This window comes from Patulibacter sp. (genome assembly GCF_030655195.1).
Classification (GTDB): domain Bacteria; phylum Actinomycetota; class Thermoleophilia; order Solirubrobacterales; family Solirubrobacteraceae; genus Patulibacter.
The window spans coordinates 1-24,879 of sequence record NZ_JAURWA010000106.1 but is presented as its reverse complement, the minus strand read 5'-3'; the positions used below and the strand labels follow the sequence as shown (position 1 = coordinate 24,879).

Below are 24,879 nucleotides of genomic sequence, written 5' to 3'. Positions count from 1 at the left end.
CGGCCCGGAGCGGCCGCCGGAAGCCGTCGTCCGGGGCCGGCGCGAGGATGCGGGGCGTGGCGGACGACGCGCGGGCCCAGCGCATCCTGGAGGGCGTCCGGGCGATCCCGGAGGGGTTCGTCCGCACCTATGGCGACCTCGACCCGGCGGCGCCGCGGCTCGTCGGTCGCGTCCTCGCCACGTCCGGTGCCGACGTGCCGTGGCACCGCGTCGTACGTGCCGACGGCAGCCTGACCCAGGCCGACCGGCAGGCCGCGCTCCTGCGTCGGGAGGGCGTCCCGCTGACGCCGGCGGGCCGGGTGGACCTGGCCGCCGCACGGCTGCCGCTGCCCCCGGGCGAGCACCTGGGGTGAGCGGGGGCGCCCCGCCCGCTCAGGCGCCGGTCACCTGCGCCCACGGACGCGGGGGAGCGCCCGCGTAGACCGCCGAGGGGCGGATCAGCCGCCCGGTCCGTCGCTGCTCGAGGACGTGGGCGGACCAGCCGGCGGTGCGGGCGCAGACGAACAGCGGGAGGAACAGGTCCTGCGGCACGCGCGCGTGGTCCAGGACGACCGCGGACCAGAACTCGACGTTCGTGGCGAGCACCCGGTCGGGCTTGGCCGCCGCGAGCGCCGACAGGGCGGCCCGCTCCAGGTCCAGGGCGACCTGCACGCGCGGCGAGCCGAGCTCCTCGGCGACCTGCCGGAGCGCCCGGGCACGCGGGTCCTCGGCCCGGTAGACGCGGTGGCCGAAGCCCATGATCCGCTCGCCGCGCCCGAGGACCCCGGCGACGTAGCGGTCGGCGTCGCCCTCGCGCTCGACCTCGTCGAGCATCCGCAGGACGCGGGCCGGCGCCCCGCCGTGGAGCGGCCCGGACAGCGCCCCGACCGCCGCGCTCAGCGACGCGGCGACGTCCGCCCCGGTCGAGGCGACCACGCGGGCGGCGAACGTCGACGCGTTCATGCCGTGCTCCGCCGCGGTCGTCCAGTAGGCGTCGATCGCCCGGGTCTCCGCGGGGTCCGCCTCGCCGCGCCAACGGATCAGGAAGCGCTCGGCGAGCGTGCGTCCCTCGTCGATCCGGGCCTGCGGGACCGGGGGCCTGCCGGTCGTCCGGGCGGCGCCGCCGAGCCCCATGCCCTCCCGGCGTGCGGCCTGGGCGACGAACGACAGGGTGGTCGAGGCGACGCGCGCGAGCTGGTCGCGGGCGACCTCGGGGCTCAGGTCGACGAGCGGTCGCAGGCCCCACTCGGGGGCCAGCGCCGCGATCGCGGCCTGCACGTCGACCCGCGCGTCCCCGGTCCGGAACGCGAGCGGATGGGTGCCCGCGGGGGCCAGCTCGCGGTCGGGGCGCCCGTCGACGAGGAGCCCCCAGACCCGCTCGAACGGGACCACGCCTGCGAGCTCGCGCAGATCGACCCCGCGGTAGCGCAGCGCGCCGCCGTCGCGGTCGGGCTCGGCGATCTCGGTCGCGAAGGCGACGACGCCCTCGAGCCCTTCCCGTACCTGCTGCGTCTGCGTGCCCATCGGGTGCTCCCTGGTTCGGTGGTCCCGTCGATCGTCCTGCGGCCGTCGATGCGGATCAACGTTGATCACGTCAACATGAGCGGCATGGGGGAGACGCTCACGGTGGCCGAGGCCGCGCGCCGGCTCGGGGTCAAGCGCGAGACGGTCTACGCCTACGTCAGCCGCGGGCTCCTGGAGCGCGACCCCTCGAGCGACCGCCGCGCGACGCGGTTCTCGCGCGCCGCGGTCGAAGGGCTGGCCGGTCGCGCGCGCCGCACCGACCGCTCGCCCGCCGTCGAGACGGTCGTCGACACCGAGCTGACGCTCCTGGATCCGGACGGGCGGTTGGCCTACCGCGGCCACGACGCCGTCGGCCTGGCCCGGCACTCCGGCCTCGAGCGCGTCGCCGCGCTGCTGTGGGGGGACCCCGACCGCGGCCCCTGGCGCGCGGACCCGGCGGCCCTCTCGACGCTCCGTGCCGTCCTCGCCCCGTTGCGGGACGTCGACCCGCCGGCGCTCCTGCCGGTCGTCGTCGCGACCCTGCGTGCGGGCGACCCCCTGCGGGCCGACCGTCGTCCCGAGGCGGTGCGCCGGGCCGGGCGCACGGTCGTGGCGGGGTTCGTCGACGCCGTCCCGGGCCGGGGGATCCCCGTCGACGACCGCGTCGCCGCGCGGCTCTGGACGGTGCTGGCCCCGGACGATCGCGCTCCCGGTCCCGCGCAGCTGCAAGCGCTCGACGCGGCCCTGGTCCTGCTGGCCGACCACGAGCTGGCCGCATCGACGTTCGCCGCCCGGGTGGCGGCGTCGGCCTGGGCGGATCCCTACGGGGTGGTCCTCACGGGGCTCGGGTCGCTCGGCGGGGCGCTGCACGGGGCGGCGTCCAGCGAGGTCGAGCGCATGCTGACCGCGGCGGCGGGCCCGGACGGGCCGGCGCGCGCCCTGGGGGACCGGCTCTCGGCGGACGGGCCGCCGGCCGGCTTCGGGCACCGGGTCTACCGCGACCGCGACCCGCGGGCGGACCACCTGCTCGACCTCGTCGGCGGGTGCGCGCGCGACCCTCTGGCAGCCCGTGCGGTGGCCGACGTCGTCGCCCTCGCCCGCGACCGCGGGCTGCCGGCCCCGAACGTCGACCTCGCGTTGGCGGGCCTGACGACGGCGATGCGCCTGCGCCCCGGCTCCGCGGCGACGATCTTCGCGCTGGCGCGGACCGTCGGGCTCGTCGCGCACGGTCTGGAGGAGTACCGCCACCGCCTGCGGTTCCGGCCACGGGCGACCTACGTGGGGGAGCGCCCGGCGGCCCGCTGACCGCGCCGGGTGGACGGGGCGGGCGACGACCCCGGGGCTCGGGAACGGCGACGACCCGGGGTCCGAGGGTGGCGGCGTGCCCGGACCACCCGCCGGTCGCCCGGGTCAGACCAGGGCGCGCCAGGCCGCCGCGAGCTCCTCGACGCGGTCGTCGCTCCCCAGCGGCCGGCCGTCGATCGACGTCACGGGCACCACGCCGCGCGCGGCGGTGGTGAGGAACGCGGCGCGGGCGGCGCCGAGGTCGTCGACGGTGAGCGGGTGCTCCTCCGCCCCGGCGGCGCCGATCGCCCACTCCCGGGTGACGCCGGGCAGGATGCCGCGGACCGGGGGGGTGCGGATGCGGCCGGTCGCGTCGACGACGAACAGCGACGCCCGGCTGGTCTCGCCGAGGAGGCCCGCCGCGTCGTGGAGCAGCGGCTCGTCGGCACCGGCGGCGGCGGCGGCGGCCTCGGCCTCCTCCGCCCACGTCCGGTCGGCCAGCTTCCGCTCGCGCCGGCCGTCCCCCGGGTCGAAGCCCGGGACCAGGGCGAGGCGCACCGGGTCGCGGGACGGCGGGGTCCGCGCGCGGCTGGCCACGCCGCTGCGGGCGGCGACCTCGAAGCGCACGACGGTGGGTCGGCCGGCGGTCCGGCGCCACGTCTCCGCGAGCGCCCGAACGGCGGTGACCTGCTTCGGGGCGGCGCCGGAACGCCGGAGACGGACGAGGTGTCGATCGAACAGACGAACACGTCCGGACTCGATCAGGACGGTTTCGATCAACGGCTCTTCGGGGCGCCGGCGGAACACGGACCCATCGTGCCACGCTGGGATTCCCGGGGCTCCGATCCTCTCCGGCGGGACGGATCCCACGATCGCCTGATGATCTTTTTTGGTCGACCACGGGTGGGCCTGTGCGGTTGCCCGCAGTACGCGTACGACGTGTGTGACCGAGGCCCGAATGCGCGACGCAAGGCGCCGCGCGTTCCGGTTGACTACCTCGAATTCCTTGTTGGCCCATAGGAGGACCAGTCCAGTGCCCGACACATCCGTGCTGACCGAGAACGCCAAGCTCCTCGCCTGGGTCGATGAGATCGCCGGGCTGACGCAGCCCGAGTCCGTCGTCTGGTGCGACGGCTCCGCAGAGGAGTACGACCGCCTCTGTCAGGAGCTGGTCGACGCCGGCACGTTCCGCAAGCTCTCGGACGCCAAGCGGCCCAACAGCTACCTGGCCTGGTCCGATCCGTCGGACGTCGCCCGGGTCGAGGACCGCACCTACATCTGCGCCGCGACCGAGGCGGAGGCCGGGCCGAACAACAACTGGCGCGAGCCCTCCGAGATGCGCGCGGAGATGCAGCAGCTCTTCGCGGGCGCCATGCAGGGCCGCACGATGTACGTCGTGCCGTTCTCGATGGGCCCGCTGGGCTCGGACAAGAGCAAGATCGGCGTCGAGGTCACCGACTCGCCGTACGTCGTGGTGCAGATGCGGATCATGACCCGCATGGGCAAGGGCGCCCTGGACGACCTGGGCACCGACGGCGAGTTCGTCCCGTGCGTGCACTCGATCGGCGCGCCGCTGGCCGCCGGCCAGGCCGACTCCACGTGGCCGACGAACGCCGAGACGAAGTACATCGTCCACTACCCCGAGACCCGCGAGATCTGGTCCTACGGCTCGGGCTACGGCGGCAACGCGCTGCTGGGCAAGAAGTGCCTCGCGCTGCGCATCGCCTCCGTCCTCGCCCGCGACGAGGGCTGGATGGCCGAGCACATGCTCATCCTCAAGCTGACCTCGCCCGAGGGCGTCGAGAAGTACGTCACCGGCGCGTTCCCGTCGGCCTGCGGCAAGACGAACCTCGCGATGCTCATCCCGACCCTCCCGGGCTGGAAGGTCGAGACCATCGGCGACGACATCGCCTGGATGAAGTTCGGCGAGGACGGCCGGCTCTACGCGATCAACCCCGAGGCCGGCTTCTTCGGCGTCGCCCCGGGCACCGGCGAGAAGACGAACCCCAACGCCATCGCCGCCATCCAGCGCGACACGCTGTTCACGAACACGGCGCTGACCGACGACGGCGACGTCTGGTGGGAGGGCCTCACCGAGGAGAAGCCCGACCACCTCATCGACTGGCACGGCAACGACTGGACGCCGGACAGCCCGACGCCCGCCGCGCACCCCAACTCGCGCTTCACGGTCGCCGCCTCGCAGGCCCCGTCGATCGCCCCGAACTGGGAGGACCCGGCCGGCGTGCCGATCGACGCCTTCCTCTTCGGCGGTCGCCGCGCCACGGTCCTCCCGCTCGTGCGCGAGGCGACCTCCTGGGAGCACGGCGTGTTCCTCGGCGCGACGATGAGCTCCGAGCAGACCGCCGCCGCCTTCGGCAAGGTCGGCCAGCTGCGCTTCGACCCGTTCGCCCAGCTGCCGTTCGCCGGCTACAACCTCGGCGACTACATGAACCACTGGCTGAAGCTCGGCCGCTCCGCCGACGAGGCGAAGCTGCCGAAGATCTTCTACGTCAACTGGTTCCGCAAGGACGAGGACGGCCGGTTCATCTGGCCCGGGTTCGGCGAGAACTCGCGCGTCCTCGAGTGGATCTTCCGCCGGACCGAGGGCAAGGCCGACGCCGTCGAGACCCCGATCGGTCTGGTCCCGCGCGCCGAGGACCTCAACATCGAGGGCCTCGACATCTCGCGCGAGGCGCTCGAGGGCCTGCTGACGGTCGACGAGGCCGCCGTGGCCGCCGAGCTGCCGCAGATCGAGGAGTACCTCGCCACCTACGGCGACGCGCTCCCCGCCGAGATCTCGGCGCAGCTCGACAGCCTGAAGGCCGCGCTCAACGCCTGAGCCGGTCCGTGCGGTCGTCCGGCTCCGTGCCGGACGACCGCCCCGGCACTGGATGTGGCGGGGCGCAGGGGGCAGAGTGCAGGCATGAGCACCGGAGCCCCCGTCCGTACCGCCGCGCTCCGCGCCGTGCCGCTCCCCGCGGTCCGGCCCGGCCCGCGGCGTCCACGCGAGCTGGGCCGGTCCGGGCGCCGCCGTGCTCCGGCCGGCCCGCTGGCCTGCTGCGCCGCGCTCGCGATCGCCGGCTGCGGCGGTGGCGGGGGAGGCGGGGACGACGCCGACGCCCAGCGCCGGGTGATCACCACCAACGCCGGCACGGTCATCGTCCGGAGCGTCACCGACCGCGACGGCCTGAAGGTCGAGGTGCAGAGCGACAGCGTCTACGTGTCCGCGACGGACGACACGCCACCCGCGCTGCTCTCCGAGCTGAAGGGCAAGCCGCTCGGTGGCCGCTGCACCCTGGCGGACGGGCGGAAGATCGGCACGATCCAGCTGCTCTGGCGCGAGGATCCCGGCGACTGGGGCTCGAACCTCGCGGTCCAGGGGGTCTACGACGGTGGCGACGCGCTGCCGCGGGAGATCCGCTCGTGCGACCTGCGCCGCGGCGAGGCGGCGGCAGGCGGGACCGACGTCAACGCCGGACCGGTGCTGGCGTCCGTGACGTTCACGGACGACTGACCGCGCAGGCCGGGGGCCGCCCTGCGCCTAGCCCAGCGACCAGTCGAACGCCGGCTGCCCGAGCTCGGCCAGGGCGGCGTCCGTCCGGCTGAAGATCCGCGAGCCGCGGAAGGCGGCGACCGACATCGGCGACGGATGCGCCGCCTCGACGACGCGGTGGCCGTCCGTCGGCAGCTTCGCGATGACGTTCTGGGCCGCGCGGCCGAGGGCGAGGAAGACGATGCCCTCCCGCTCCGACGCCAGGCGCCGGAGGAGCTCGAGGGTCACCGCCGGCCACTTCGCGCCGTTGTGCGACCCCGGCTCACCCGGCCGCACGGTCAACGACGCGTTGAGCAGCAGCATCCCGTGGGCCGCCCAGGGGGTCAGGTCCCCCGTGGACGCGGGCGGGATCCCGAGGTCGTCCTGGAGCTCCGCGAAGAGGTTCTTCAGCGACCCGGGCACCGGCGCGTCCGGGGGGACGGAGAACGCCATGCCCATGGGGACGCCGAGGCCGGGGTAGGGGTCCTGGCCGCAGAGGACGATGCGGACGTCCTGCGGCGCGACGAGCTCCAGCGCGCGGAAGACCTGGGCCCGTAGCGGCTGGATCCTCCGCCCGGCCTCGACCTCGCCACCGAGGAACGTCTCGACGTGGCGCAGCGCCGGCAGGTCGACGTACGGGCGCCACGCGGGCGGGACGACGCCGGCGAGGTCCGGGGCGTTCGGGTGCGGGGTGGGGGCGTCGTCGGTCACGACGGGCCCCTACCCGCTCAGTCGAAGCCGATGATCGTGCGGATGCCGTCCTGGTGGTGCATCAGGTCGAAGCCCTTGTTGACCTCGTCCAGCGTGATCCGGTGCGACAGGAGCGCCTGCACGTCGACGTCGCCGCGCATCCAGCGGTCGACGAGCTGCGGGACCTGCGTGCGGCCGCGGACGCCACCGAACGACGACCCCGTGACGCGGCGGCCGGTGATGAGCAGACGCGGGACGATGTCGAGCGTCTCGCCCTTGCCGGCGACGCCGATCATCGTCGCGAGGCCCCACGCCTCGCGGGCGGCCTCGACGGACTGCTGCATGACCTTCACGTTGCCGGTGGCCTCGAACGTGTAGTCGGCGCCGAACCCGTCGGTCATCGCCTTGATCGCGGAGACCGCGTCCTGCCCGTCCTCGAGCTTCGACGGGTCGATGACGTCCGTCGCCCCGTGGTGGCGGGCCATGTCGAGCCGGCCGGCGGCCAGGTCGACGGCGATGATCCGCGTGGCGCCGGCGATGCGCGCGCCGGCGATCGCGCCGAGGCCGACCAGACCGCAGCCGAAGACGGCGACGGTCGAGCCCTGCTGCACGTCGGCGGTGTAGATCGCGGCGCCGAGGCCGGTGGAGAGACCGCAGGCGAAGATCGAGGCGCCGTCCAGCGGGGCGGCCTTGTCGATCTTGGCCAGGGCGATCTCCGGCATCACGGTGTACTCGGCGAACGTCGAGGTCCCCATGAAGTGCCGCAGCTCCTGCCCGTCGCGCGAGAGGCGGGTGGTGCCGTCGGGCAGGTAGCCGTCGCCCTGCATGTCGCGGATCGCGAGGCAGCGGTTCGTCCGGCCGGAGCGGCAGTGCAGGCACTCGCCGCACTCGGGTGCGAAGAGGGTGACGACGTGGTCGCCCTTCACGACCGACTCGACCCCGGGCCCGACCTTCTCGACGACACCGGCGCCCTCGTGCCCGAGCACGCACGGCGCGTAGCCCGTCGGGTCCGCCCCGGAGGCGGTGTACAGGTCGGTGTGGCAGACGCCGCAGGCCTGCAGCCGCACGAGGACCTCGCCCTGCTTGGGCTCGGCCAGGTCGACCTCCTGGACCACGAGGGGCTCCCCGAACTGCTCCAGCACCGCGGCGCGAATCTTCATGGGGCGACGGTATCGGGCGGGGCGGGCGTGAGGCGGGGTGGTCGGTCTCGTCGCGAGGCGGGCGCGACAGGGCCGGGACGTGCGGGGGAGGAGGCCTGGGCGGGGCGCTGGTGATCGCCGGGCGGCGCGCGGTCGTGCGGGCGGGGGCGGGGGCCTGGTGATGGTGGGGGCGGGGGGCGTGGCGCTGGCGCGGGTGAGGCGCGTGGTGATGGGGCGGTCGGAGGCCTGGCGATGACGCGCGCCGGTGGAAGCTAGAGCGAGGTGCAGACCGCGGGACGCGGTTCCGGAGCTCGGGTGACAGGTCGGCCGAGCCGTCGCGATGCCGGCGAAGCTGCGCAGAACCGTGGAGTCCCCGTGCCGGTTGCGTCCGACCTCGGTGGAGGTCGTCGATGCCGGCACGTCGGCGGGGAGGCTCGTCGGTATGACGAACACGAACCTGCGAGATCCGTCGAGGTCTCCGTCGCGCACCCCGGCTTTGGACCCATGCGCACGCGGACCGCGCGCGATCCGTCGAACCGGGCCGTCGTGACGATCGACTGGCGGATGGCGCAGGTGACGCGCATGGCGCAGGTGTGGTGGATCGCGGATGTGTGGCGAGCGACGCACGCGTGGCGGACCGCGAACACGTGGCGAACGACGCACGCGTGGCGGACGGCGCCTGTCTGGCGAATGGCGCCCGTGTGGCGGATCGCGCCCGTGTGGCGGACGACGCATGGGCAGGACCTTCAGTGACGGTTCCCGTGAAGGCGGCCGTCAATGCGCAGCTCGCCGCCGTGGCCTCCCGGCAGCTCGGCCTGATCACCCTCGCCCAGCTGACAGCCTGCGGACTCGGCCGCGGCGCGGTCGCCCACCGGGTGGCGTCCGGCACGCTGCTGCGTGTGGCGCCGGCCGTCTACGCCCTCGGCCGTCCGCCGGCGGGTCGCGACGCCTGGGCACTCGCGGCGGTCCTGTCGGTGCGGGGGGACGCGTGGATCTGCGGACGATCGGCGGGTCACGCGTGGCGCCTGCTCCCGGGACGACCCTCCGGGGACGTGGAGCTGTGCGTCGTGGGCGGAGGGACCCGGTCGAGGGCGGGCGTCGACGTCCGGCGCCTGACGAGGCTCGACGGCCGGGACCGTGCGAGGAGGGGGCCGCTCCCGGTCCTGGGCCTCGAGCGGACCGTGATCGACCTCGCGCCGATGCTGCGGGAGGACGAGCTCGAGCGGGTGACGGCGGAGGCGATCGCGGTCCATGGTCTGACGGCGCCCGCCCTTCGGTCCGCGCTCGACCGCGCCCCGACGGCGCGGGGGAGCGGGGCGGTCCGACGGCTCCTCGCGGACGCGGACGGCCCGCGGCGCACGGTGTCCGAGGCCGAGCGGGAGTTCCTGCGATTCGTGAGGGAAGCGGGGCTCCCGATCCCGAGGACGAACGTCCGCGTCGGCCGCTTCACCGTCGACGCGCTCTGGGACGACCGGGGGATGGTCGGCGAGATCGACAGCTTCCGCTTCCACCGCTCCCGCCGGAGCTTCGAGAACGACCGCGCTCGGGACGGTGAGCTGCAAGCTCGCGGACTCGTCGTCACCCGGGTCACGTGGCGGCAGATGACCGAGCACCGCGTGGTGACCGCGGGGAGACTCGGGGCCGCTCTGGCGGTGCGGGCGTATCAGTGGGGTGGGGGACCCGGAGGGACGGCTCGTGCGGGATGACGTCGGTGACCGGGGCGGCCCAGGCGGAGCGACGTTGGCGATCGGGGTCGGCCCGTGCGGGAGGCTTCGGCAACTGCGGCGGGGCGGGGCGGCCGGCGCGCCCGCGTGGCGACCTGCGCCTGCGCGGCAGGGGAAGACAGGTCCGGCGCCCGTCGAAGTCCATCCGGGCCCGTCGAGAGACGTCCGGCACTCGTCGAGGGAGTCCGATGCCGGAGGGACGCGGGCAACGGGGACCGCCACCGAAGGGGCCGGACGGACGACGTACGCCCCGCAGCACGGGGTGGGCCGTCCCCCGGCCGGGCATAGTGGAACCCATGGGCACCCCCGACACGCACCGTCCCTGGACCGCCGACCCGGAGCGCTACGACGGCCGCATGCCGTACCGCCGCACGGGCAGCAGCGGCCTGCAGCTGCCCGCGATCTCGCTCGGTCTGTGGCACAACTTCGGCGACCACGAGCCGATCGCCGACCAGCGGGCGATCCTGCGCCGTGCGTTCGACCTGGGCGTCACGCACTTCGACCTGGCCAACAACTACGGGCCGCCCTACGGCTCGGCCGAGACGAACTTCGGCCGGATCCTGCGCGAGGACCTGAAGCCCTACCGCAACGAGCTCGTGATCTCGACGAAGGCCGGTTGGGACATGTGGCCCGGCCCGTACGGGATGTACGGCTCGCGCAAGTACCTGCTCCAGTCGCTCGACGAGTCGCTCGGTCGCATGGGCCTCGACCACGTCGACATCTTCTACTCGCACCGCTTCGACGCGGACACACCGCTCGAGGAGACCTGCGGCGCCCTGCACTCCGCCGTCCAGCAGGGCAAGGCGCTCTACGTCGGCATTTCGTCGTACTCCGGTCGTCGCACGACGGAGGCCATCGAGCTCCTCCGCGAGCTCGGTACGCCGCTCCTCATCCACCAGCCCTCCTACTCCATGCTCAACCGCTGGATCGAGGAGGACCTGCTCGACGTCCTCGGCGAGGAGGGCGTCGGCTCCATCGTCTTCACCCCGCTGGCCCAGGGCCTGCTCACGGACAAGTACCTGGACGGCATCCCCGAGGGATCCCGCGCCGGCCGCGACGAGGGCGTCGCGTCGCAGCTGACGGAGAAGAACCTCGACCGCATCCGCGGCCTGAACGAGATCGCGAAGGGCCGCGGCCAGTCCCTCGCCCAGATGGCGATCGCGTGGACCCTGCGCGACCCCCGCGTCACCTCGTCCCTGATCGGGGCCTCCTCGGTCAAGCAGCTCGAGGACTCCCTCGGCGCCCTGAAGAACCTGGACTTCGGCGATGACGAGCTGGCCGAGATCGACCGCCACGCGGTCGACGGCGGCGTCAACTGGTGGGCGGGCTCGGCGGAGCTGGAGTAGTCGACCTCCCGGGGCGGTCGCGGGCCGGGGTCGGTCCGGCCTGTTGCCGGCTCCGGGCGGTTCATCCCGGTCCCGGCCGGGGTCGGTTCGTCCTGGAGCCGGCCTGGACCGCGCCGGGCCGGACCGTCGGTGGTTCGTCCTGGAGCCGGCCTGGATCGCGCCGGGCCCGACCGTTCTCGGACGGCCAACCGGGTCGCCGCCGTGGCTGGTCGGGTCCGGTGGTGGTCGTCTCCCGGTACCGCGCTGCCGTGCGGCCGACACGTGTGTCACCCGCCAAGTCAGGACGCGACGCCCCGGCTTTGCGCGTCGGCACACGCTCCGCGTGCCGAGACGTCCGAAGTCGGAAGCCCGAGTTCTGGTTTGACGGATCGTGCATGCCCGGCGGCTCTCGCCGCCCTCTGCGTGAGACGGCCCCGCCGTCTTCGGCGTCCCGCCGTCTTCGGCGTCCCGCCGTCTTCCGCGCCCGGCCGTCTCCCGCGTCCGGCCGTCTTCGGCGTCCGCCGTCTTCCGCGTCTCGCCGCCTTCGGCGTCTCGCCGTCTTCCGCGTCTCGCCGTCTTCCGCGTCTCGCCGCCTTCGGCGTCCCGCCGTCTTCCGCGCCCGGCCGTCTCCCGCGTCCCGCCGCCTTCCGCGTCCCGCCGCCTTCCGCGCCCCGCCGCCTTCCGCGCCCGGCCGTCTTCCGCGTCACTTCGCCTTCTGCGCCTCGCCCTCTTCCGCGTTCGGTCGCGTCTCGTCGCCTTTGCGCCCCGCCGCCCTCCGCGCCCCGCCGCCCCCCTACTTCGTCGCGAAGCTCACGATCGACCCGTCGATGAGCCACTCGACCGGGGCCTTGTCGTCCGTGTAGACCGGGCCGCCGTCGAGGCCCGGCTCCAGGTCGTCGGCGGCGCGCTCGGCGGTCTCGCGGAGCTGGGCGGGCATCGTCGGAAGCGCGGCCCGGATGCGGTCGGCGGAGATCGCGGCGGTCGAGGCGATGATCAGGGTGTTGGTCGGCGTCATCGCGTAGCGGGCGATGTTCGGGAAGTCGGTGCGCATCGTGCTCGACAGCGCCTTCTCCAGGGCGGTGTCGCCCTCGGGGTGGCCGACGTTGACGATGACGCTGCCGCGCGAGGTGAGGCGGTCGCGGACCTCGCGGAAGAACTCGCGCGTGGTCAGGTAGAACGGGATGTAGGGCTGGCGGTACGCGTCGACGCCGATCAGGTCGTAGCGACCGTCACCGTCGTCGAGGCCGGCGGAGCGCAGGAACGGCCGGGCGTCCTGGGAGTAGATCCGCAGGCGCGGGTCGTCCTTCGGCATCCCGAGCCACTTCTCGCCCATCTCGGAGACCTTCGAGTCGATCTCGACGCCGTCGAAGCGGACGTTCGGGAAGAGGTCCAGCGAGGCGCGGGCGACCGTCCCGCCGGCGTTGCCGAGCATCGCGATCGTGCGGGGGGTCTGGCCCGGCGCGACCGATCCGCCCGCGCCGGTGCTGCCGGCGCCGCCCGTGCCGCCGGCCGCTTCCGGGCCGCCGCCCGCGCCGGTGCTGCCTCCCGCGCCGGTGCTGTCGGCCGCGCCCGTGCTGCCGTCCGTGCCCGCACCGCCGGCGGACCCCGACCCCGAGACGCCCGGCACCTCGCCGTCCGCCGTCGCCCCGGACGCGTCGACCGCGAACGGCAGCACCTGGAACGCGTCCCAGTAGTTGTCGGTCAGGACGGTGTCGGCCCGCCAGATGGAGTGGATCGCCTGGCCCTCGTTGAGCTCGAGGCGCCGCTCGACGGGGGCGGGGCCGGAGCGCACCACACCGTCCTGCACCGGGTGCTGGACGACGCGGGCGTACTGGTAGAGCGTCTCGGCCTCGTCGACGACGGTGTCGCCGTCCTCGGCGGGCTTCGTCGTGCCCGGCGGGATCAGCAGCAGCAGGGCGATCACGGCGGGGACCGCCCAGGCGCGCACCGGCATCCGCCACGCGGCGACGAGGGCCATCAGGAGGGCCAGGACGATGAACGTGCGCTGCGACCCGACGAACGGGATCAGCAGCAACGACGCCGCGAACGTGCCGACGAGGCTGCCGCCCGTGCCGATCGCGCCGAGGCGGCCGACGGTCTCGCCGGTCTTCTCCAGGTCGGTGACGGCGAGCTTCGTGGCCCACGGCGTCGCCGCGCCGATCAGGACGAGCGGGAACGCGATCAGGACGAGCATCCCGAGCAGCGAGCCGACGAACGCGCCGGCCTCGATCTTGTCGAACGCGGTGATCGCCAGGTCGAGGAACGGCCCCGAGACCAGCGGGACGACCGAGAGCAGTCCCGCGGACATCAGGACGAGGACCTTGAGGCCCTGGATGTGCGGGTGCCGGTCGGCGAAGCGGCCGCCGAGCCAGTGGCCGATGGCCAGCGCGATCAGGCAGACGCCGATCGTGTTGGCCCAGATGATCGTCGAGTCGCCGAAGTACGGCGCGAGCAGGCGGGCGGCGGCGATCTCCGCCCCGAGGCTGCCGGCCCCTACGACGAAGACCAGGATCGCCAGCGCGCGCATCGGCGGGGGACTGTAGCGGCGGGACGCCACCGGAGGAGGCGGCACCGGTCGGGGACGACGGACGCCCTCCGATGGCGTGGGCGCCCGTACGACGTCCTCGGGCGCGCCGGGGTGATGGCCGAGAACGGCATGCCCGGTGCGCTCTCCGCGCCTCCTCGGCGGTGCGCTCCGGGACGACCCGGGCCCTCCCGCCCGGACGCCGCGCGCCGTGCTCGTCCGCCCCGCCGGCACCCGCGGCCCGCCGCGGGTCACGAGCCGGTCACGCCGCGCCCCGGCCCGTCGTTAGTGTCGGCGGCGATGGCCCGCTCCGAAGCCCCGCGCGAGATCGACCAGCTGGCGCAGGCCTGGGAGGACCGGGTGCAGGCCGTCCTCGGCGGCCTCGTCGGCGAGGAGCGCGGCGCGGAGCTGGCCGCGCGCTGGGCCGGGCGCCTGCCCACGTCCTACCGCGCGGGCGTGGCCCCCGACTCGGCCGCCCACGACGTCGTCGCGCTGGACCGGATGCACGACGACGCCGACCGGATCGTCGTCGTCACCAAGCACGAGCCCGCGCCCGCGGGCCCCGACGACGGGCCCGGGATGACGCGCATCGTCTTCGCGCGCAGCGGCCCGCGCGTCGAGCTGGCCCGCGCGATGCCGATCCTCAGCGACCTGGGACTGCACGTCGTCGAGGAGCGCTCCGCCCGGCTGCACGGCGCCGACGAGGCGTGGATCCAGGACTTCGGTGTGCTCGGGCCGGACGGCCTGCCGCTGGACCTCGAGGCCGTCGGACGCCGGGTCGAGGCGTGCATCGACGCGGTCTGGGAGGGCGCCGCGGAGTCCGACTCGCTCAACCGGCTCGTCGTCGTCACGTCGATGGGGCACGCGCGGCTCGAGCCGCTGCGCGCCTACCGCCGCTACCGCCAGCGACTGGGCTCCCGGTTCACCGAGGGGTACCAGAACGACGTGATCGTGCAGCACGCCGCGATCACCGAGCTGCTCGTCCGGCTGTTCGAGCTGCGCTTCGGCTCCCCCGACCCCGGTGACGGCACCCGTGCGGCGGTCGCCGCGAAGGGCAGCGCGGCGCCGGCGCAGGCCGCGAGCACCGACGGGGCGACCCCGGACGTCGGCCCGGACGACGACGCGGCCGGCGGGAAGAAGCGGCGCGGGTCGAAGCGCCGCTCGAAGAAGCAGCCCGCCGACGGCCCCGGGGCACCCCGCGACCTCGAGGCGGAGGAGGCGCTCCGCCGGGAGATCCTCGAGGCGCTCGACGGGGTCACGTCGCTCGACCACGACCGCATCCTGCGCAACCAGCTCGCGGCGATCGAGGCGACCTACCGCACGAACGCCTACCGCCCGGGCCGCGGGGCACTCGCGTTGAAGCTCAAGAGCTCGGAGGTGCCGGCGATCCCGCAGCCCACGCCGCTGTGGGAGACCTACGTCCACGGCCTCACCGTCGAGGGGATCCACCTGCGCGGCGGCATGATCGCCCGCGGCGGGCTGCGCTGGTCGGACCGGATGGACTACCGCACCGAGGTCCTCGGCCTGATGCGGGCCCAGATGGTGAAGAACGCGGTGATCGTCCCGACGGGCGCCAAGGGCGGGTTCCTCCTGCGCGGGGCCGAGCAGCTCGAGGGCGCGGCGCTGCGCGACGCCGTGCGCGGCGGCTACGTCGAGTTCGTCACGGCGCTCCTGGACGTCGCCGACGACCTGCACGACGGCGCGGTGATCCACCCCGAGGGCGTCCGCATCCTCGACGACGACGACACGTACCTCGTCGTCGCCGCCGACAAGGGCACCGCGACGTTCTCCGACACCGCCAACGAGATCGCGCTGCGCCGCGGCTACTGGCTGGGCGACGCGTTCGCCTCGGGCGGCTCGGTCGGCTACGACCACAAGGCGCTGGGCATCACCGCCCGCGGTGCGTGGGAGTCGGTCAAGCGGCACTTCGCCGAGCTGAACATGGATCCCGAGCGCGACCCGATCACGGTCGTCGGGATCGGTGACATGTCCGGCGACGTCTTCGGCAACGGCATGCTCCTGTCGAAGTCGATGCGCCTGGTCGCCGCCTACGACCACCGGCACGTCTTCGTCGATCCCGATCCGCAGGACGCCGAGGCGTCGTGGAAGGAGCGTCGGCGGCTCTTCGACGGGACCCGCACGAGCTGGGACGACTACGACCGGAAGCTGATCTCGAAGGGCGGCGGCGTCTTCCCGCGCACCGCCAAGTCCGTCGACCTGACGGACGAGATGCGCGCCGCGCTGGGCGTCGACGCGCCGAGGCTGTCGCCGGCCGAGCTGATCCAGGCGGTGCTCCGTGCACCCGTGGACCTGCTCTGGAACGGCGGCATCGGCACCGTCGTCAAGGCCTCCCACGAGCGCGACGAGGACGCCGAGGACCGCGCGTCGGACGCGATCCGCGTCGACGCCCGCGACCTGCGCTGCACCGTGGTGGGGGAGGGCGGCAACCTCGGCTTCACCCGTGGGGCGCGCGTCGAGTACGCCCGCGAGGGCGGCGCGATCAACGCGGACTTCATCGACAACTCCGCCGGCGTGGACTGCTCCGACCACGAGGTCAACCTGAAGATCCTGCTCGGCCTGGCGATCCGTCGCGGGCGGCTGGACCCGGAGGAGCGCGACGCGCTGCTGGCCGACGTCACGGACGACGTCGTCGCCCACGTCCTGGCGGACTCGGCGGCCCAGGCGCGCGTCCTGACCCAGGAGGAGCGGCGCTCGCCGTGGCGCACCCAGGCGGTCGAGGAGCTCATGCACGCGCTCAAGGACGAGGGCCGGCTGCAGCGCGCCGACCACGGGATGCCGACGGACGAGGAGCTGGCCGAGCGCCGCTCCGACGGCGAGGGCCTGACCCGGCCCGAGCTGGCCGTCCTGGTCGCCCTCTCGAAGGACAGCGCCGCACGTTCGATGCTCGACCAGGGGGAGCGCGACGCCGGCGGCGCGGACGCGGTGCGCGACGACGAGGCGCTGGCCGCCGACCTGGCCGCGTACTTCCCGCCACCGGTCGTCGAGCGCTTCGGCGACCTGATCGTCGAGCATCCGCTGCGACGCCACCTCGCCGCGACCCTCGCGGCGAGCGAGGTCGTCGACACGCTCGGGCCGACGTTCGTCGCCCGCCGCGCCGCCGAGTTCGGAGCGACGCCGACCGCGGTCGTCCGCGCCTTCCGGATCGCGGTCGGCGCGTCGGACGCCCGGGCGCTCTGGGACCGGATCGACGCCCTCGAGGGGGTCCAGCCCAGCGTCGTCTGGAACCTGCGCGCCGAGGTCGACGAGCAGGTGCGGGTCACGAGCCGCTGGTTCCTGACGCACGCCTCCGGCGCCCCGATCGGCCCGGCGGTCACCACGCACCGCGACGGCGTCGAGGCGGTCCGCGCCCAGCTCGCCGAGCGCGACGGCGACGACGACCGGCCGCCGCGGATCGCCGCCTACGTCGAGGCGGGCGTCCCGGAGGAGCTGGCGGAGCAGGTGGCGGGGGACGCGGCCCTGGTGCTCGCGCCGTTCGTCGTGGCCGCGGCCGAGCGCTGCGGCCGGGCCGTCGGCGAGGTCAGCGCCGCGACGCTGCACCTGGGCGAGCGCCTGTCGCTGGGCCTGCTGCACCGCGCGGTAGGCACGCTCGCGATCCCCGACCGCATGACCCGCTGGTCGGTGCAGGCGCTGCGGGACGACCTGCTCGACGCGCACGTCCGGGTGGTCGAGAGCGCCCTGCGCGGCCCGAAGGCGGACGGCCCGGTGGAGGAGGTCGACGCGTTCCTCGACGAGCACGACGCCGAGGTCCTGCGGCTGCGGCGGTTCCTGCGGGAGCTGTCCTCGGACGGCGAGGGCCGCTCCGCCTCGTCGGCGGCCTGCCAGCTGGCGGTGCGCCAGCTGCAGGGGATGGCGCGGGCGCGCTGAGGCTCAGCCCCCGAGCTCCTTGGCCAGCGCCGCGACGACCTTCGATCCGGGGTCGCTCTCCGGGCCGACCTCGATCCGGCCGACCTCGGCGTAGCCGCGCGAGCCGTGGAACGCCATCGACGGGGCGTTGAGGGGGACGACGTTGACCTCGCAGAGCATGCGACCGAGCGGGCGGGCGCGGTCCTCGCAGGCGGCGTAGAGCATCGTGCCGACGCCGCGCCGGCGTGCGCGGTCGGCGACGACGATCCGGTCGAGGTAGAGGTACGACGCGTAGCGCTCGCCGAACCAGGCGTAGTAGCGGCCGTCGAAGTCGGTGCCGTGCGGCACGGCGAGGCAGAAGCCGAGGACCCCGTCGTCGTCCTCGACGACCAGCGGCGCGGTCGCCCGGGCGGCGATCCAGCGCAGGCGGTCCTCGTCCATCGGGGCGAGCTTGTCCACGTCGCGCGCGTTGAGCTCGAGCACCTCGGCGTGGTGCCGGGGCTCCAGCTCGACGAGCCGCGTCCCGGGGCCGGCGGGGCCGGCGTGCGGTGCGCCGGACGAGGGCGGCAGCGCGCTCATCCGTGCCCGCCGCCCGAGGAGACCGCCGGGGGACGGGACTCCTCGGCCAGCGAGGTGATGACGAGCGGCCCGCGGGCGGCGTCGTCCAGGACGGTGCCCGCCTCGTCCTGCGAGCGCGCGTAGAGCTCGACGAGCAGGTGGGCGACGATCTCGTCCCCCTGGTGGGTGTGGAAGCGGACGTGGGAGAAGAACTCCTGCGTGCCCGCGTCGCCCAGGGCGGCGTAGCTCAGCGCCTCGCCGGCCTCGGGGCCCGAGCAGACCTCGACGTCGTCGGCCGGGACCGTGATCGTGCAGGACGCCACCCACGGCGTGCCCATCACGAGGCGCTCCCAGCGCGACTCGTCCGCGTGCAGCCGACCGTCGGTGAAGATCAGGTGCGGCTGGTCGTGCATGCAGTCCAGGCACTGCACGACGGCCTCCTGCTGCTCCTCGACGGCGTGCACGGGCGTGCCGGTGCTCGGGTCGACGCGATGGATCCCGTCGTAGTGGACGTGGAGCTCCAGGGACGTCGACCAGCAGCGGTAGCACCGCATCCAGGGCAGCGTGCCGGACTCCGTCATGGGGTGATCGTACGCCGCGCGGACCGTCGCGACGGTCCGGTGTCCGCGCGGCCCGACGGACGGACGACCGGCGGCGCCCGCGACGGCGACGCGGGCGGGGGCGCCACGGACCCCGCCGAGGTCGCCCCGACGGCGTCCCGCCCGGTCCCGGCGGGGCGGTCCGACCGGTGCCCCGCGAGAGCGATTCCGGGTAGCCTGCCCGCGTGCGCCGCAGACTCGTGACGGGCGGCATCGCGGTCATCGCGATCGTCGTCGTCCTCCTCGCCATCAACTCCTGGAGGACCGACGACACCGACCGCGCCCGGGCCGCCGTCGAGCGGTTCGCCGCCGCGGTCGAGACCCGCGACTATCGGTCGATCTGCGGCGGGCTGCTCGCCGGGGACCTCCAGGACAAGCTGCAGTCGGTCGACCTGCCGTGCGAGCGCGCGATGCAGCTGGGCTTCGGGGAGGTGCGCGACCCGCGCCTGACGGTCGAGAACGTCGTCGTGATCGACGACCGGGCCCGGGCGGCCGTCCGCACCGACGCCGCCGGTCAACGGCCCTCCGCCGACGTGCTCTCGCTCGAGAAGCAGGACGGCGACTGGCGGATCTCGGCGCTGAACCAGACCGCGTCGACCGCGTCGACGGGCGCGGCCACGACGCCGACGCCACCGGCGGAGACCGTCGTCACCGCGCCGACGCCGGTGCAGGGCGACCTGACGCCGAAGACCACGGGCCTGCCCGACGACGAGCGGATCCAGGACCGCAAGGGCGTCGGGAAGACCGCTGCGGAGAAGCGCCGGGACGCCCGGATCCGTGCGGCGCAGCGCCGGGCGCTGCGCGTGCAGGGCGAGCGCGGGCAGTAGCTGAGGGGGCGCTCTGCCCCTCCTTCGTGGCGCCTAAACGCTCGCGTCTGGGCTAGGGTCCCCGCCGTGATCGCGACCCTCCTGGCCGCCGTGGACCTCCCGTTGGCCCTCGGGCCCTCGTGGCTGGACCCCGAGCACATCGTCCGGGAGTTCGGCTTCGTGGCCGTCCTCCTCGTGGTCTTCGCGGAGTGCGGGCTGCTCGCGTTCTTCCTGCCCGGCGACTCGCTCCTGTTCACCACCGGCGTGATGGCCAACGCCGACAGCCCGATCTTCCTGATCGACCAGCCGCTGTGGCTGCTCTGCGTGACGATCTCGATCGCGGCCGTGGTCGGCGACCAGGTCGGCTTCCTCATCGGGCGCAAGGCCGGGCCGGCGATCTTCTCGCGACCCGACTCGCGCTTCTTCAAGCAGGAGTACCTCTCGCGCGCCGAGGACTTCTTCACGCGCTACGGCGGCCGCACGATCTTCCTCGCCCGGTTCGTCCCGATCGTCCGCACCGCCGCGCCGCTCGTCGCCGGGGCGTCGGGCTGGGACTACAAGGACTTCGTCCGGTGGAACGTGCTGGGCGGCGTCGTCTGGGGCGCCGGCGTGACGGCCCTGGGCTACGCGCTGGGCGGCGTGGACTTCATCAACCGCAACATCGAGGCGATCCTGCTGCTGATCGTCCTCGTCTCCGTCCTGCCGATGGTCTTCGAGGTGCTGGCCGCCCGCCGTCGCGGGAGGCGCGCCGAGACCCTGCAGTCGCCGGAGGAGCGGGCCGGGGCCGTCGCGGCCGCCGAGGACTGAGCCCGCGGGGCCGCCGGGCGACCGCGATCAGTCCAGCAGAGTGGCGCGGGTCCAGCGGGTCCAGCGCTGGAACCACTCCGCGAACGCGTCGTCGTCCAGGCCGTAGGAGGTCAGGACGAGCTGGACGCCGCCGTGGGGGCGGGCGTCGTCCGCCGGCCGCTGCACGGCGACGAGCAGACCCTCGCCCCAGCCGTCGACCGTCAGCCCGAGCTGATGGGCGGAGCGGAACCACACCTGGCCCGTGAGCTCCTCGCCGAACGGGGTCGTCGCGGCGTAGGGCGCCCCGACCTCGAGCGTCGCGGCGTCGGCCAGGCCCAGGGCCTCCCAGGTGCGCGGCGCGTCGTCGGAAGCGAGCTTGCCGCCCAGCTCGATCGCCCGACGCTCGACGTCCGGATGACGCTCGACGCCCAGCCGCAGCTGCTGGACGAAGGTGGTCCAGCCCTCGTCGATGGCGTCGAACGCGGCGCCGGTCTCCGCGTCCTCCGCGGGCCGGCGCAGCTCGACGACGGTGCCCGCCGGGGTCTCCTCGAGCAGGAACAGGCCGCCGCCGTTGGTCTCGAAGCGCAGCTTGGAGGGCGACCGCGACGCGGCGTCGACGAAGATCATCGCGATCTCGTCGTCGAGCGAGTCGTGCTCCCAGCCGAACCAGCGGCCGATCAGCGGCGGCTCCGTCAGCCACGCGAAGACGACGTCGGCGGGCGCCGCGACGACGACGCGCAGGCGGACGGGGTCGTCGTCGGCGGTCATGGTCCGGTCAGTCGCGGTCGGTGCTGCGGGAGGCCGGTGCGTCGCTGCCGGTCGACGTGTCGCCCGGGGCGGGAGAGGTGCCCGGGAGCGCCTCCTCGACGACCGGGACGGCGGGGCGCTTGTGGCGGCGCTGCTCGACGACGATGCCGACGATCGTCAGGACGACCACGCCGATGATCAGCAGGTCGATGTGGCCCTGGATGAAGTCGACGGTGCTCTTCGGGAGCAGGTACGCGGCGAGGTGGCCGATGAGGATCAGGCCGGTGCACCAGGCGATCGCGCCCAGCACGGACCAGAGGAAGAAGATCCGCCGGTCCATGCCCACGGCGCCTGCGACCACGGCGGTGAACGTGCGGACGACCGGGACGAAGCGGGCGAGGAAGACGGTGATCGTGCCGTACTTCTCGAAGAAGACGCGGGAGCGCTCGAGGTGGTCCTTGCGGAAGAACTTCGAGTCCTCCTTCGTGAACACCGCCGGCCCGGCCCGGTGCCCGATCTCGTAGCCGACGAGGTTGCCCAGGACGGCCGCGACGGGCACGAACACGAGGAACATCCAGAGCGGATCGGAGTCCGGCTGGGTGTACGAGAGGATGCCCGCGCTCAGGAGCAGCGTGTCCCCGGGGAGGAAGAAGCCGATCAGGAGCCCCGTCTCCGCGAAGATGATGATCAGGATCGCGACCAGGCCGTACTCGATGAAGATGTGCTCGGGACTGAGCCATTCGGGGAGCAGCGCGAGCGGGGCCGAGAGCTCGGCCAGGAGCGGGGTCATCACGCGGGGGAGCGTACAAGGGCTCGACGGGAGGAACCTGAGCGGGTCGCCCGCCGGAGGCGCACGGCGGCCCGACCGGGCCCGGACCGCCCGCGGTCAGCGGACCCGGAACGACAACGTCGGACCGAGCGGGTCCCCGGTGACCGACGGGGCGAACGTCACGCGGTAGCGGCCGCGCCCCTGGTCCGGGAACGACGTGGACCACCGCAGGCGGGCGCGGTACACGCCGGCCTTCGTGCTGCGCAGCGTCGCCGTGCGGCACGTCCGGCGGCGCGGCCCCGCCACGCAGATGCGCACCGTGCCGCGGAACGAGAACGTGTTCAGCTGCAGGTACCGGCGCCCCTGCTGCTTCGTGACGGAGGTGCACCAGTCGCCCGTCTCCGGCGCGCAGGCGCTCTCGGCCGCCCCGGCGGTGGCGGGACCGGCGAGCGCGCCGGCCCCTGCGACGGCGGCGAGGACCACGAGCATGGGGGTGCGGCGCATGGGCGGCACCCTACGCGGGGTCGGCCTGCGCGTCCACGGTGGCGGCGCCGCCGGCGGCCGTAGGCTGCGGCGCATGTCCCGTGCGTGGCAGGAGCCGGCTCCCCAGGAGCGCGTCGTCGATCCACGTCCCGGAGCGCTGCTCGGTGCTGCGGGGGCGATCCCCCTGGGGATCGCCGTCCTCGTGGCGGCGGGCCTGCTGCCCGCCGGGCTGCGGATCGTCGTCGGCGTCGCGGTGGTGGTGCTCGGTGCGCGGCTGCTGCAGCAGGACGGGACGGCGCTCGGCGCACGGGCCACGCCTGCTGTCGTGCGGGCCGTCGGACTCGCGGCGATCGTCGTCGGCGCGGTCCTCACGGCCGGCGCCGTGGCCGTCGGGCTGTCCGACGTCCTGACCGACGCCTCCGTGGCCGACCGCTTCGAGAGCGACGGCACGCTCGCGGGAGGCACCGCCGCGCTCGCGTCCGTCCTGGTGCTGGTGGCCGGGGCGGTGCTCCTCGGGGTGCGCCCCGACCGGGCCGGGGGACGGCTCGCCCGACTCCGGGATCCGGGCGAGGACGCGGGGCCCGGACGCGGACGCACCCTGGGCGCGCTGGTCGCCGGCGTCGGGGCCGCCCTGGCGGTGCCGGTCCTGCTCGGCGGCGACGTCGTCGGCCTGGCCGACGGACCCCGCGTCGTGGTCGTCCTCCTCCTGGCCGCCGCGGCCACCGCGAGTGGTCTGCGCGTCGCCGGGAGGGACGACGACGCGGGCCGGGGGCTGCTCGTGGCCGCGGGCGTGCTCGTCGCGCTGACCGGCGGCGAGGCGACGCAGCTGCTCGCGAGCCTCGTCGGACCGCTGGCCGATCCGACCCTCGGCGCCCTGGTGTCCTCGGGCGCCCGCGGCGCCCGGACGGCCGTGGCCGCGGCGATCGCCGTCGTCCTGCTCGTCGTCGCCCTCCGGCGCCGGGACGCGGTCGTCGGCGTCCTCCCGCTGGGGGTCCTGCTGCTCGTCGCACAGGTCGAGGGGACCGGCGAGAAGATCGGCGCGCTGCTCGTCCCGGTGGTCGTGCTCGTCCTCGTCGCGGCCGCGCTCGGAGGGGCCCGGCGACCGTCGGACCTCGGGTCCCGGGACACGCTCCTGGCGGCCGCCGGCGCGGCCGCGCTGCTCCTCGCCGCGCAGGCCGGTGGCGTCCTGGCCGGCACCCGCACGGACGGCTCGGACGTCGTGGTCGTGTCGATGCTCGCCGGCGTCCTCGGCCTCCTCGTGGTGCTCGCGGTCGTCGCCGCGGCCCGCCGGGTGCCCGGCCGCACCGGGGCGGCGTTCGCCGTCGTCGCCCTCGTGGCCCTGGTGGCCGTCAGCCCGCTGAACGCCCTGCAGAGCGCGGGCCCCGAGAGCTGGGGCGGATCGATCCCCGTCGCGCTGGTCGTCTGGCTCGGCGCCCTCGCGCTCACCGGCGCCGTCCTGCAGCGGCGGCGCGACCCGCTCGTCCTAGGTGCCGCCGTGCTCGTCGTCGCGACGAGCACCTCCCAGTTCGCGTTCCTCCTGGCGTTCCGTGGTGGCCTCGACGACGGGGACCTGAGCCTCGTCCTCGCCATCCAGGTCGGGACGCCCGTCCTGCTGCTCCTCGCCGCGGCCGTCGTCGCGCTGCTCGGCCCCGCGGCCCACGTCGGCCGGGCGCAGGCCGCCGGCGCCGGCGCGGCCTACGTCGCCGGTCTCGCCGCCGTCGGGGCCGCACAGCTGCTGCGGCAGTTCACGGCGGCCACCCCCGAGGGACGGGTCCTCGAGGGAGGACCGCTCGTCGTCGTGGTGCTGCTGCTCCTGCTGCTGGCGGTCGGGACGGCGGTCCTCGCCGCCGGAACGGCCCGCCGCCCCTCGGTGGTCGTCGCCGTCGCCGCCGTCGGCGGGACGCTGGCGGCCGCGGTCCTCCTGGTGGCGGTGGGCCCGGCCGCCGCGGACGGGCGGGGCCCGGCACAGGACGCCGTGCCGCGCGCCCCGGGCTCGGCGGCGGACCTGGCCCTCGGCGTCCGCGCGGTGGCGGGTGCGTCGCGGGAGGTCGGGGCCGGCTGGCCGATCCTCTTCGGCGTGCTGGGCGCGGTGCTGCTCGGTGCGGCGTGGGTGCTGGAGTCGCGGCGACCCGTGCCACCGGGGGCACCGCTCGGCTGAGCGACCACGAACCCCGGAGGCCGCCGGGCCGCCCCGGGGAGCTCAGCGCTTGACGAGCACGAAGACGAGCGCGATCGCGAAGGCGATCTGCCCGAAGCTCAGCGCGGTGCCGAGGTTGGCGGCGCCGGCGAGCTCGGCGATCACGGTGCCGCCGACCATCGCGCCGACGACGATGCCGAGGTTCTGCACGAACGGGCGGCTCTCGGGGAGCTCGCTCTCGTCGCCGACGGCCCGCCGCAGCGCCCGGCCCTTGCGGCCCTTGGCGTCGGCGTCGGTCAGGCGACGCACGCCGCCGGCCGCCCGGCCGTCGGCCGCGGCCTGCTCCTCGCGGGCGCGGTCGGCGTTCGGGGTGCGGGGCCCGGTGTCGCTCATCGGACGGGCCCGGCCGTGGGGGCCTCTGCGGCCCGGC

The 24,879-nt window shown here is 74.9% G+C and carries 21 protein-coding genes; 10 read left to right on the top strand and 11 right to left on the bottom strand.

Translation table 11 applies throughout. The features are described 5' to 3' along the window. Window positions 1-56: 56 nt before the first annotated feature. The gene (locus Q7T67_RS10935) at window positions 57-353 is read left to right on the top strand and encodes an MGMT family protein (RefSeq protein WP_370695389.1); all 297 of its coding nucleotides are present in this window, start codon (window positions 57-59) and stop codon (window positions 351-353) included. Between the two features lie 19 nt (window positions 354-372). On the opposite strand, the gene Q7T67_RS10930 is transcribed toward Q7T67_RS10935, so the two are convergent. Further along, window positions 373-1,503, bottom strand: coding sequence for a citrate synthase 2 (locus tag Q7T67_RS10930; RefSeq protein ID WP_304788988.1), 1,131 nt, complete (start codon window positions 1,501-1,503; stop codon window positions 373-375). 18 nt (window positions 1,504-1,521) lie between these two features. On the opposite strand from Q7T67_RS10930, the gene Q7T67_RS10925 reads away from it, so the two are divergent. Continuing rightward, on the top strand, window positions 1,522-2,787 hold the full coding sequence (locus Q7T67_RS10925) for a citrate synthase (protein WP_304788986.1): 1,266 nt from the start codon (window positions 1,522-1,524) through the stop codon (window positions 2,785-2,787). Between the two features lie 105 nt (window positions 2,788-2,892). On the opposite strand, the gene Q7T67_RS10920 is transcribed toward Q7T67_RS10925, so the two are convergent. Further along, window positions 2,893-3,573, bottom strand: a complete 681-nt coding sequence (locus Q7T67_RS10920; RefSeq protein WP_304788984.1) for an aminotransferase class IV — start codon at window positions 3,571-3,573, stop codon at window positions 2,893-2,895. Between the two features lie 226 nt (window positions 3,574-3,799). Here Q7T67_RS10920 and Q7T67_RS10915 point away from each other — a divergent pair, with 226 nt between their 5' ends. Beyond that, on the top strand, window positions 3,800-5,605 hold the full coding sequence (locus Q7T67_RS10915; RefSeq protein WP_304788982.1) for a phosphoenolpyruvate carboxykinase (GTP): 1,806 nt from the start codon (window positions 3,800-3,802) through the stop codon (window positions 5,603-5,605). Between the two features lie 84 nt (window positions 5,606-5,689). After that, window positions 5,690-6,280, top strand: coding sequence for a hypothetical protein (locus Q7T67_RS10910; protein ID WP_304788980.1), 591 nt, complete (start codon window positions 5,690-5,692; stop codon window positions 6,278-6,280). 27 nt (window positions 6,281-6,307) lie between these two features. Here the strand turns inward: Q7T67_RS10910 and Q7T67_RS10905 are convergent, their stop codons facing one another. Together Q7T67_RS10905 and Q7T67_RS10900 are read right to left on the bottom strand one after the other, a co-directional pair. Beyond that, complete coding sequence (locus Q7T67_RS10905; protein ID WP_304788978.1) at window positions 6,308-7,009, bottom strand: uracil-DNA glycosylase; 702 nt, start codon at window positions 7,007-7,009, stop codon at window positions 6,308-6,310. Window positions 7,010-7,026: 17 nt separating this feature from the next. After that, a complete protein-coding gene (locus Q7T67_RS10900; RefSeq protein WP_304788976.1) occupies window positions 7,027-8,148 on the bottom strand; it encodes an alcohol dehydrogenase catalytic domain-containing protein in 1,122 nt (373 codons plus the stop codon). A 728-nt stretch (window positions 8,149-8,876) separates the two neighbouring features. Here Q7T67_RS10900 and Q7T67_RS10895 point away from each other — a divergent pair. Together Q7T67_RS10895 and mgrA are read left to right on the top strand one after the other, a co-directional pair. Then, the gene (locus Q7T67_RS10895) at window positions 8,877-9,833 is read left to right on the top strand and encodes a type IV toxin-antitoxin system AbiEi family antitoxin domain-containing protein (RefSeq protein WP_304788973.1); all 957 of its coding nucleotides are present in this window, start codon (window positions 8,877-8,879) and stop codon (window positions 9,831-9,833) included. Between the two features lie 314 nt (window positions 9,834-10,147). Further along, the gene (mgrA, locus tag Q7T67_RS10890; protein WP_304788971.1) at window positions 10,148-11,197 is read left to right on the top strand and encodes an L-glyceraldehyde 3-phosphate reductase; all 1,050 of its coding nucleotides are present in this window, start codon (window positions 10,148-10,150) and stop codon (window positions 11,195-11,197) included. A 772-nt stretch (window positions 11,198-11,969) separates the two neighbouring features. Here the strand turns inward: mgrA and Q7T67_RS10885 are convergent. Next, window positions 11,970-13,703, bottom strand: coding sequence for a spermidine synthase (locus Q7T67_RS10885; RefSeq protein ID WP_304788969.1), 1,734 nt, complete (start codon window positions 13,701-13,703; stop codon window positions 11,970-11,972). 297 nt (window positions 13,704-14,000) lie between these two features. On the opposite strand from Q7T67_RS10885, the gene Q7T67_RS10880 reads away from it, so the two are divergent. After that, window positions 14,001-17,585: an NAD-glutamate dehydrogenase domain-containing protein gene (locus Q7T67_RS10880; protein ID WP_304788967.1), complete on the top strand. Its 3,585-nt coding sequence runs from the start codon at window positions 14,001-14,003 to the stop codon at window positions 17,583-17,585. Between the two features lie 3 nt (window positions 17,586-17,588). Here the strand turns inward: Q7T67_RS10880 and Q7T67_RS10875 are convergent, their stop codons facing one another. Next, window positions 17,589-18,143, bottom strand: a complete 555-nt coding sequence (locus Q7T67_RS10875; protein ID WP_304788965.1) for a GNAT family N-acetyltransferase — start codon at window positions 18,141-18,143, stop codon at window positions 17,589-17,591. Beyond that, a complete protein-coding gene (locus Q7T67_RS10870) occupies window positions 18,140-18,703 on the bottom strand; it encodes a hypothetical protein (protein WP_304788963.1) in 564 nt (187 codons plus the stop codon). Before Q7T67_RS10870 ends, Q7T67_RS10875 begins: the two co-directional genes overlap by 4 nt. Before the next feature lie 203 nt (window positions 18,704-18,906). On the opposite strand from Q7T67_RS10870, the gene Q7T67_RS10865 reads away from it, so the two are divergent. Then, on the top strand, window positions 18,907-19,548 hold the full coding sequence (locus Q7T67_RS10865; protein WP_304788961.1) for a hypothetical protein: 642 nt from the start codon (window positions 18,907-18,909) through the stop codon (window positions 19,546-19,548). A gap of 66 nt (window positions 19,549-19,614) precedes the next feature. Next, complete coding sequence (locus Q7T67_RS10860) at window positions 19,615-20,334, top strand: DedA family protein (RefSeq protein ID WP_304788959.1); 720 nt, start codon at window positions 19,615-19,617, stop codon at window positions 20,332-20,334. A gap of 27 nt (window positions 20,335-20,361) precedes the next feature. Here the strand turns inward: Q7T67_RS10860 and Q7T67_RS10855 are convergent, their stop codons facing one another. The 3 genes from Q7T67_RS10855 to Q7T67_RS10845 all read right to left on the bottom strand — a co-directional run bounded on the left by Q7T67_RS10855 (window position 20,362) and on the right by Q7T67_RS10845 (window position 22,333). After that, window positions 20,362-21,081 carry a hypothetical protein gene (locus Q7T67_RS10855; RefSeq protein WP_304788957.1) on the bottom strand — a complete coding sequence of 240 codons (720 nt, stop codon included), beginning with the start codon at window positions 21,079-21,081 and terminating at the stop codon, window positions 20,362-20,364. 7 nt (window positions 21,082-21,088) lie between these two features. Further along, the gene (locus Q7T67_RS10850; protein WP_304789069.1) at window positions 21,089-21,850 is read right to left on the bottom strand and encodes a DedA family protein; all 762 of its coding nucleotides are present in this window, start codon (window positions 21,848-21,850) and stop codon (window positions 21,089-21,091) included. 96 nt (window positions 21,851-21,946) lie between these two features. After that, window positions 21,947-22,333, bottom strand: a complete 387-nt coding sequence (locus Q7T67_RS10845; RefSeq protein ID WP_304788955.1) for a hypothetical protein — start codon at window positions 22,331-22,333, stop codon at window positions 21,947-21,949. Window positions 22,334-22,406: 73 nt separating this feature from the next. Here Q7T67_RS10845 and Q7T67_RS10840 point away from each other — a divergent pair, with 73 nt between their 5' ends. Then, window positions 22,407-24,470, top strand: a complete 2,064-nt coding sequence (locus tag Q7T67_RS10840; RefSeq protein WP_304788953.1) for a hypothetical protein — start codon at window positions 22,407-22,409, stop codon at window positions 24,468-24,470. Between the two features lie 42 nt (window positions 24,471-24,512). Here Q7T67_RS10840 and Q7T67_RS10835 read toward each other — a convergent pair whose 3' ends face one another. After that, window positions 24,513-24,842 carry a hypothetical protein gene (locus Q7T67_RS10835; RefSeq protein ID WP_304788951.1) on the bottom strand — a complete coding sequence of 110 codons (330 nt, stop codon included), beginning with the start codon at window positions 24,840-24,842 and terminating at the stop codon, window positions 24,513-24,515. Between the last annotated feature and the right edge of the window lie 37 nt (window positions 24,843-24,879).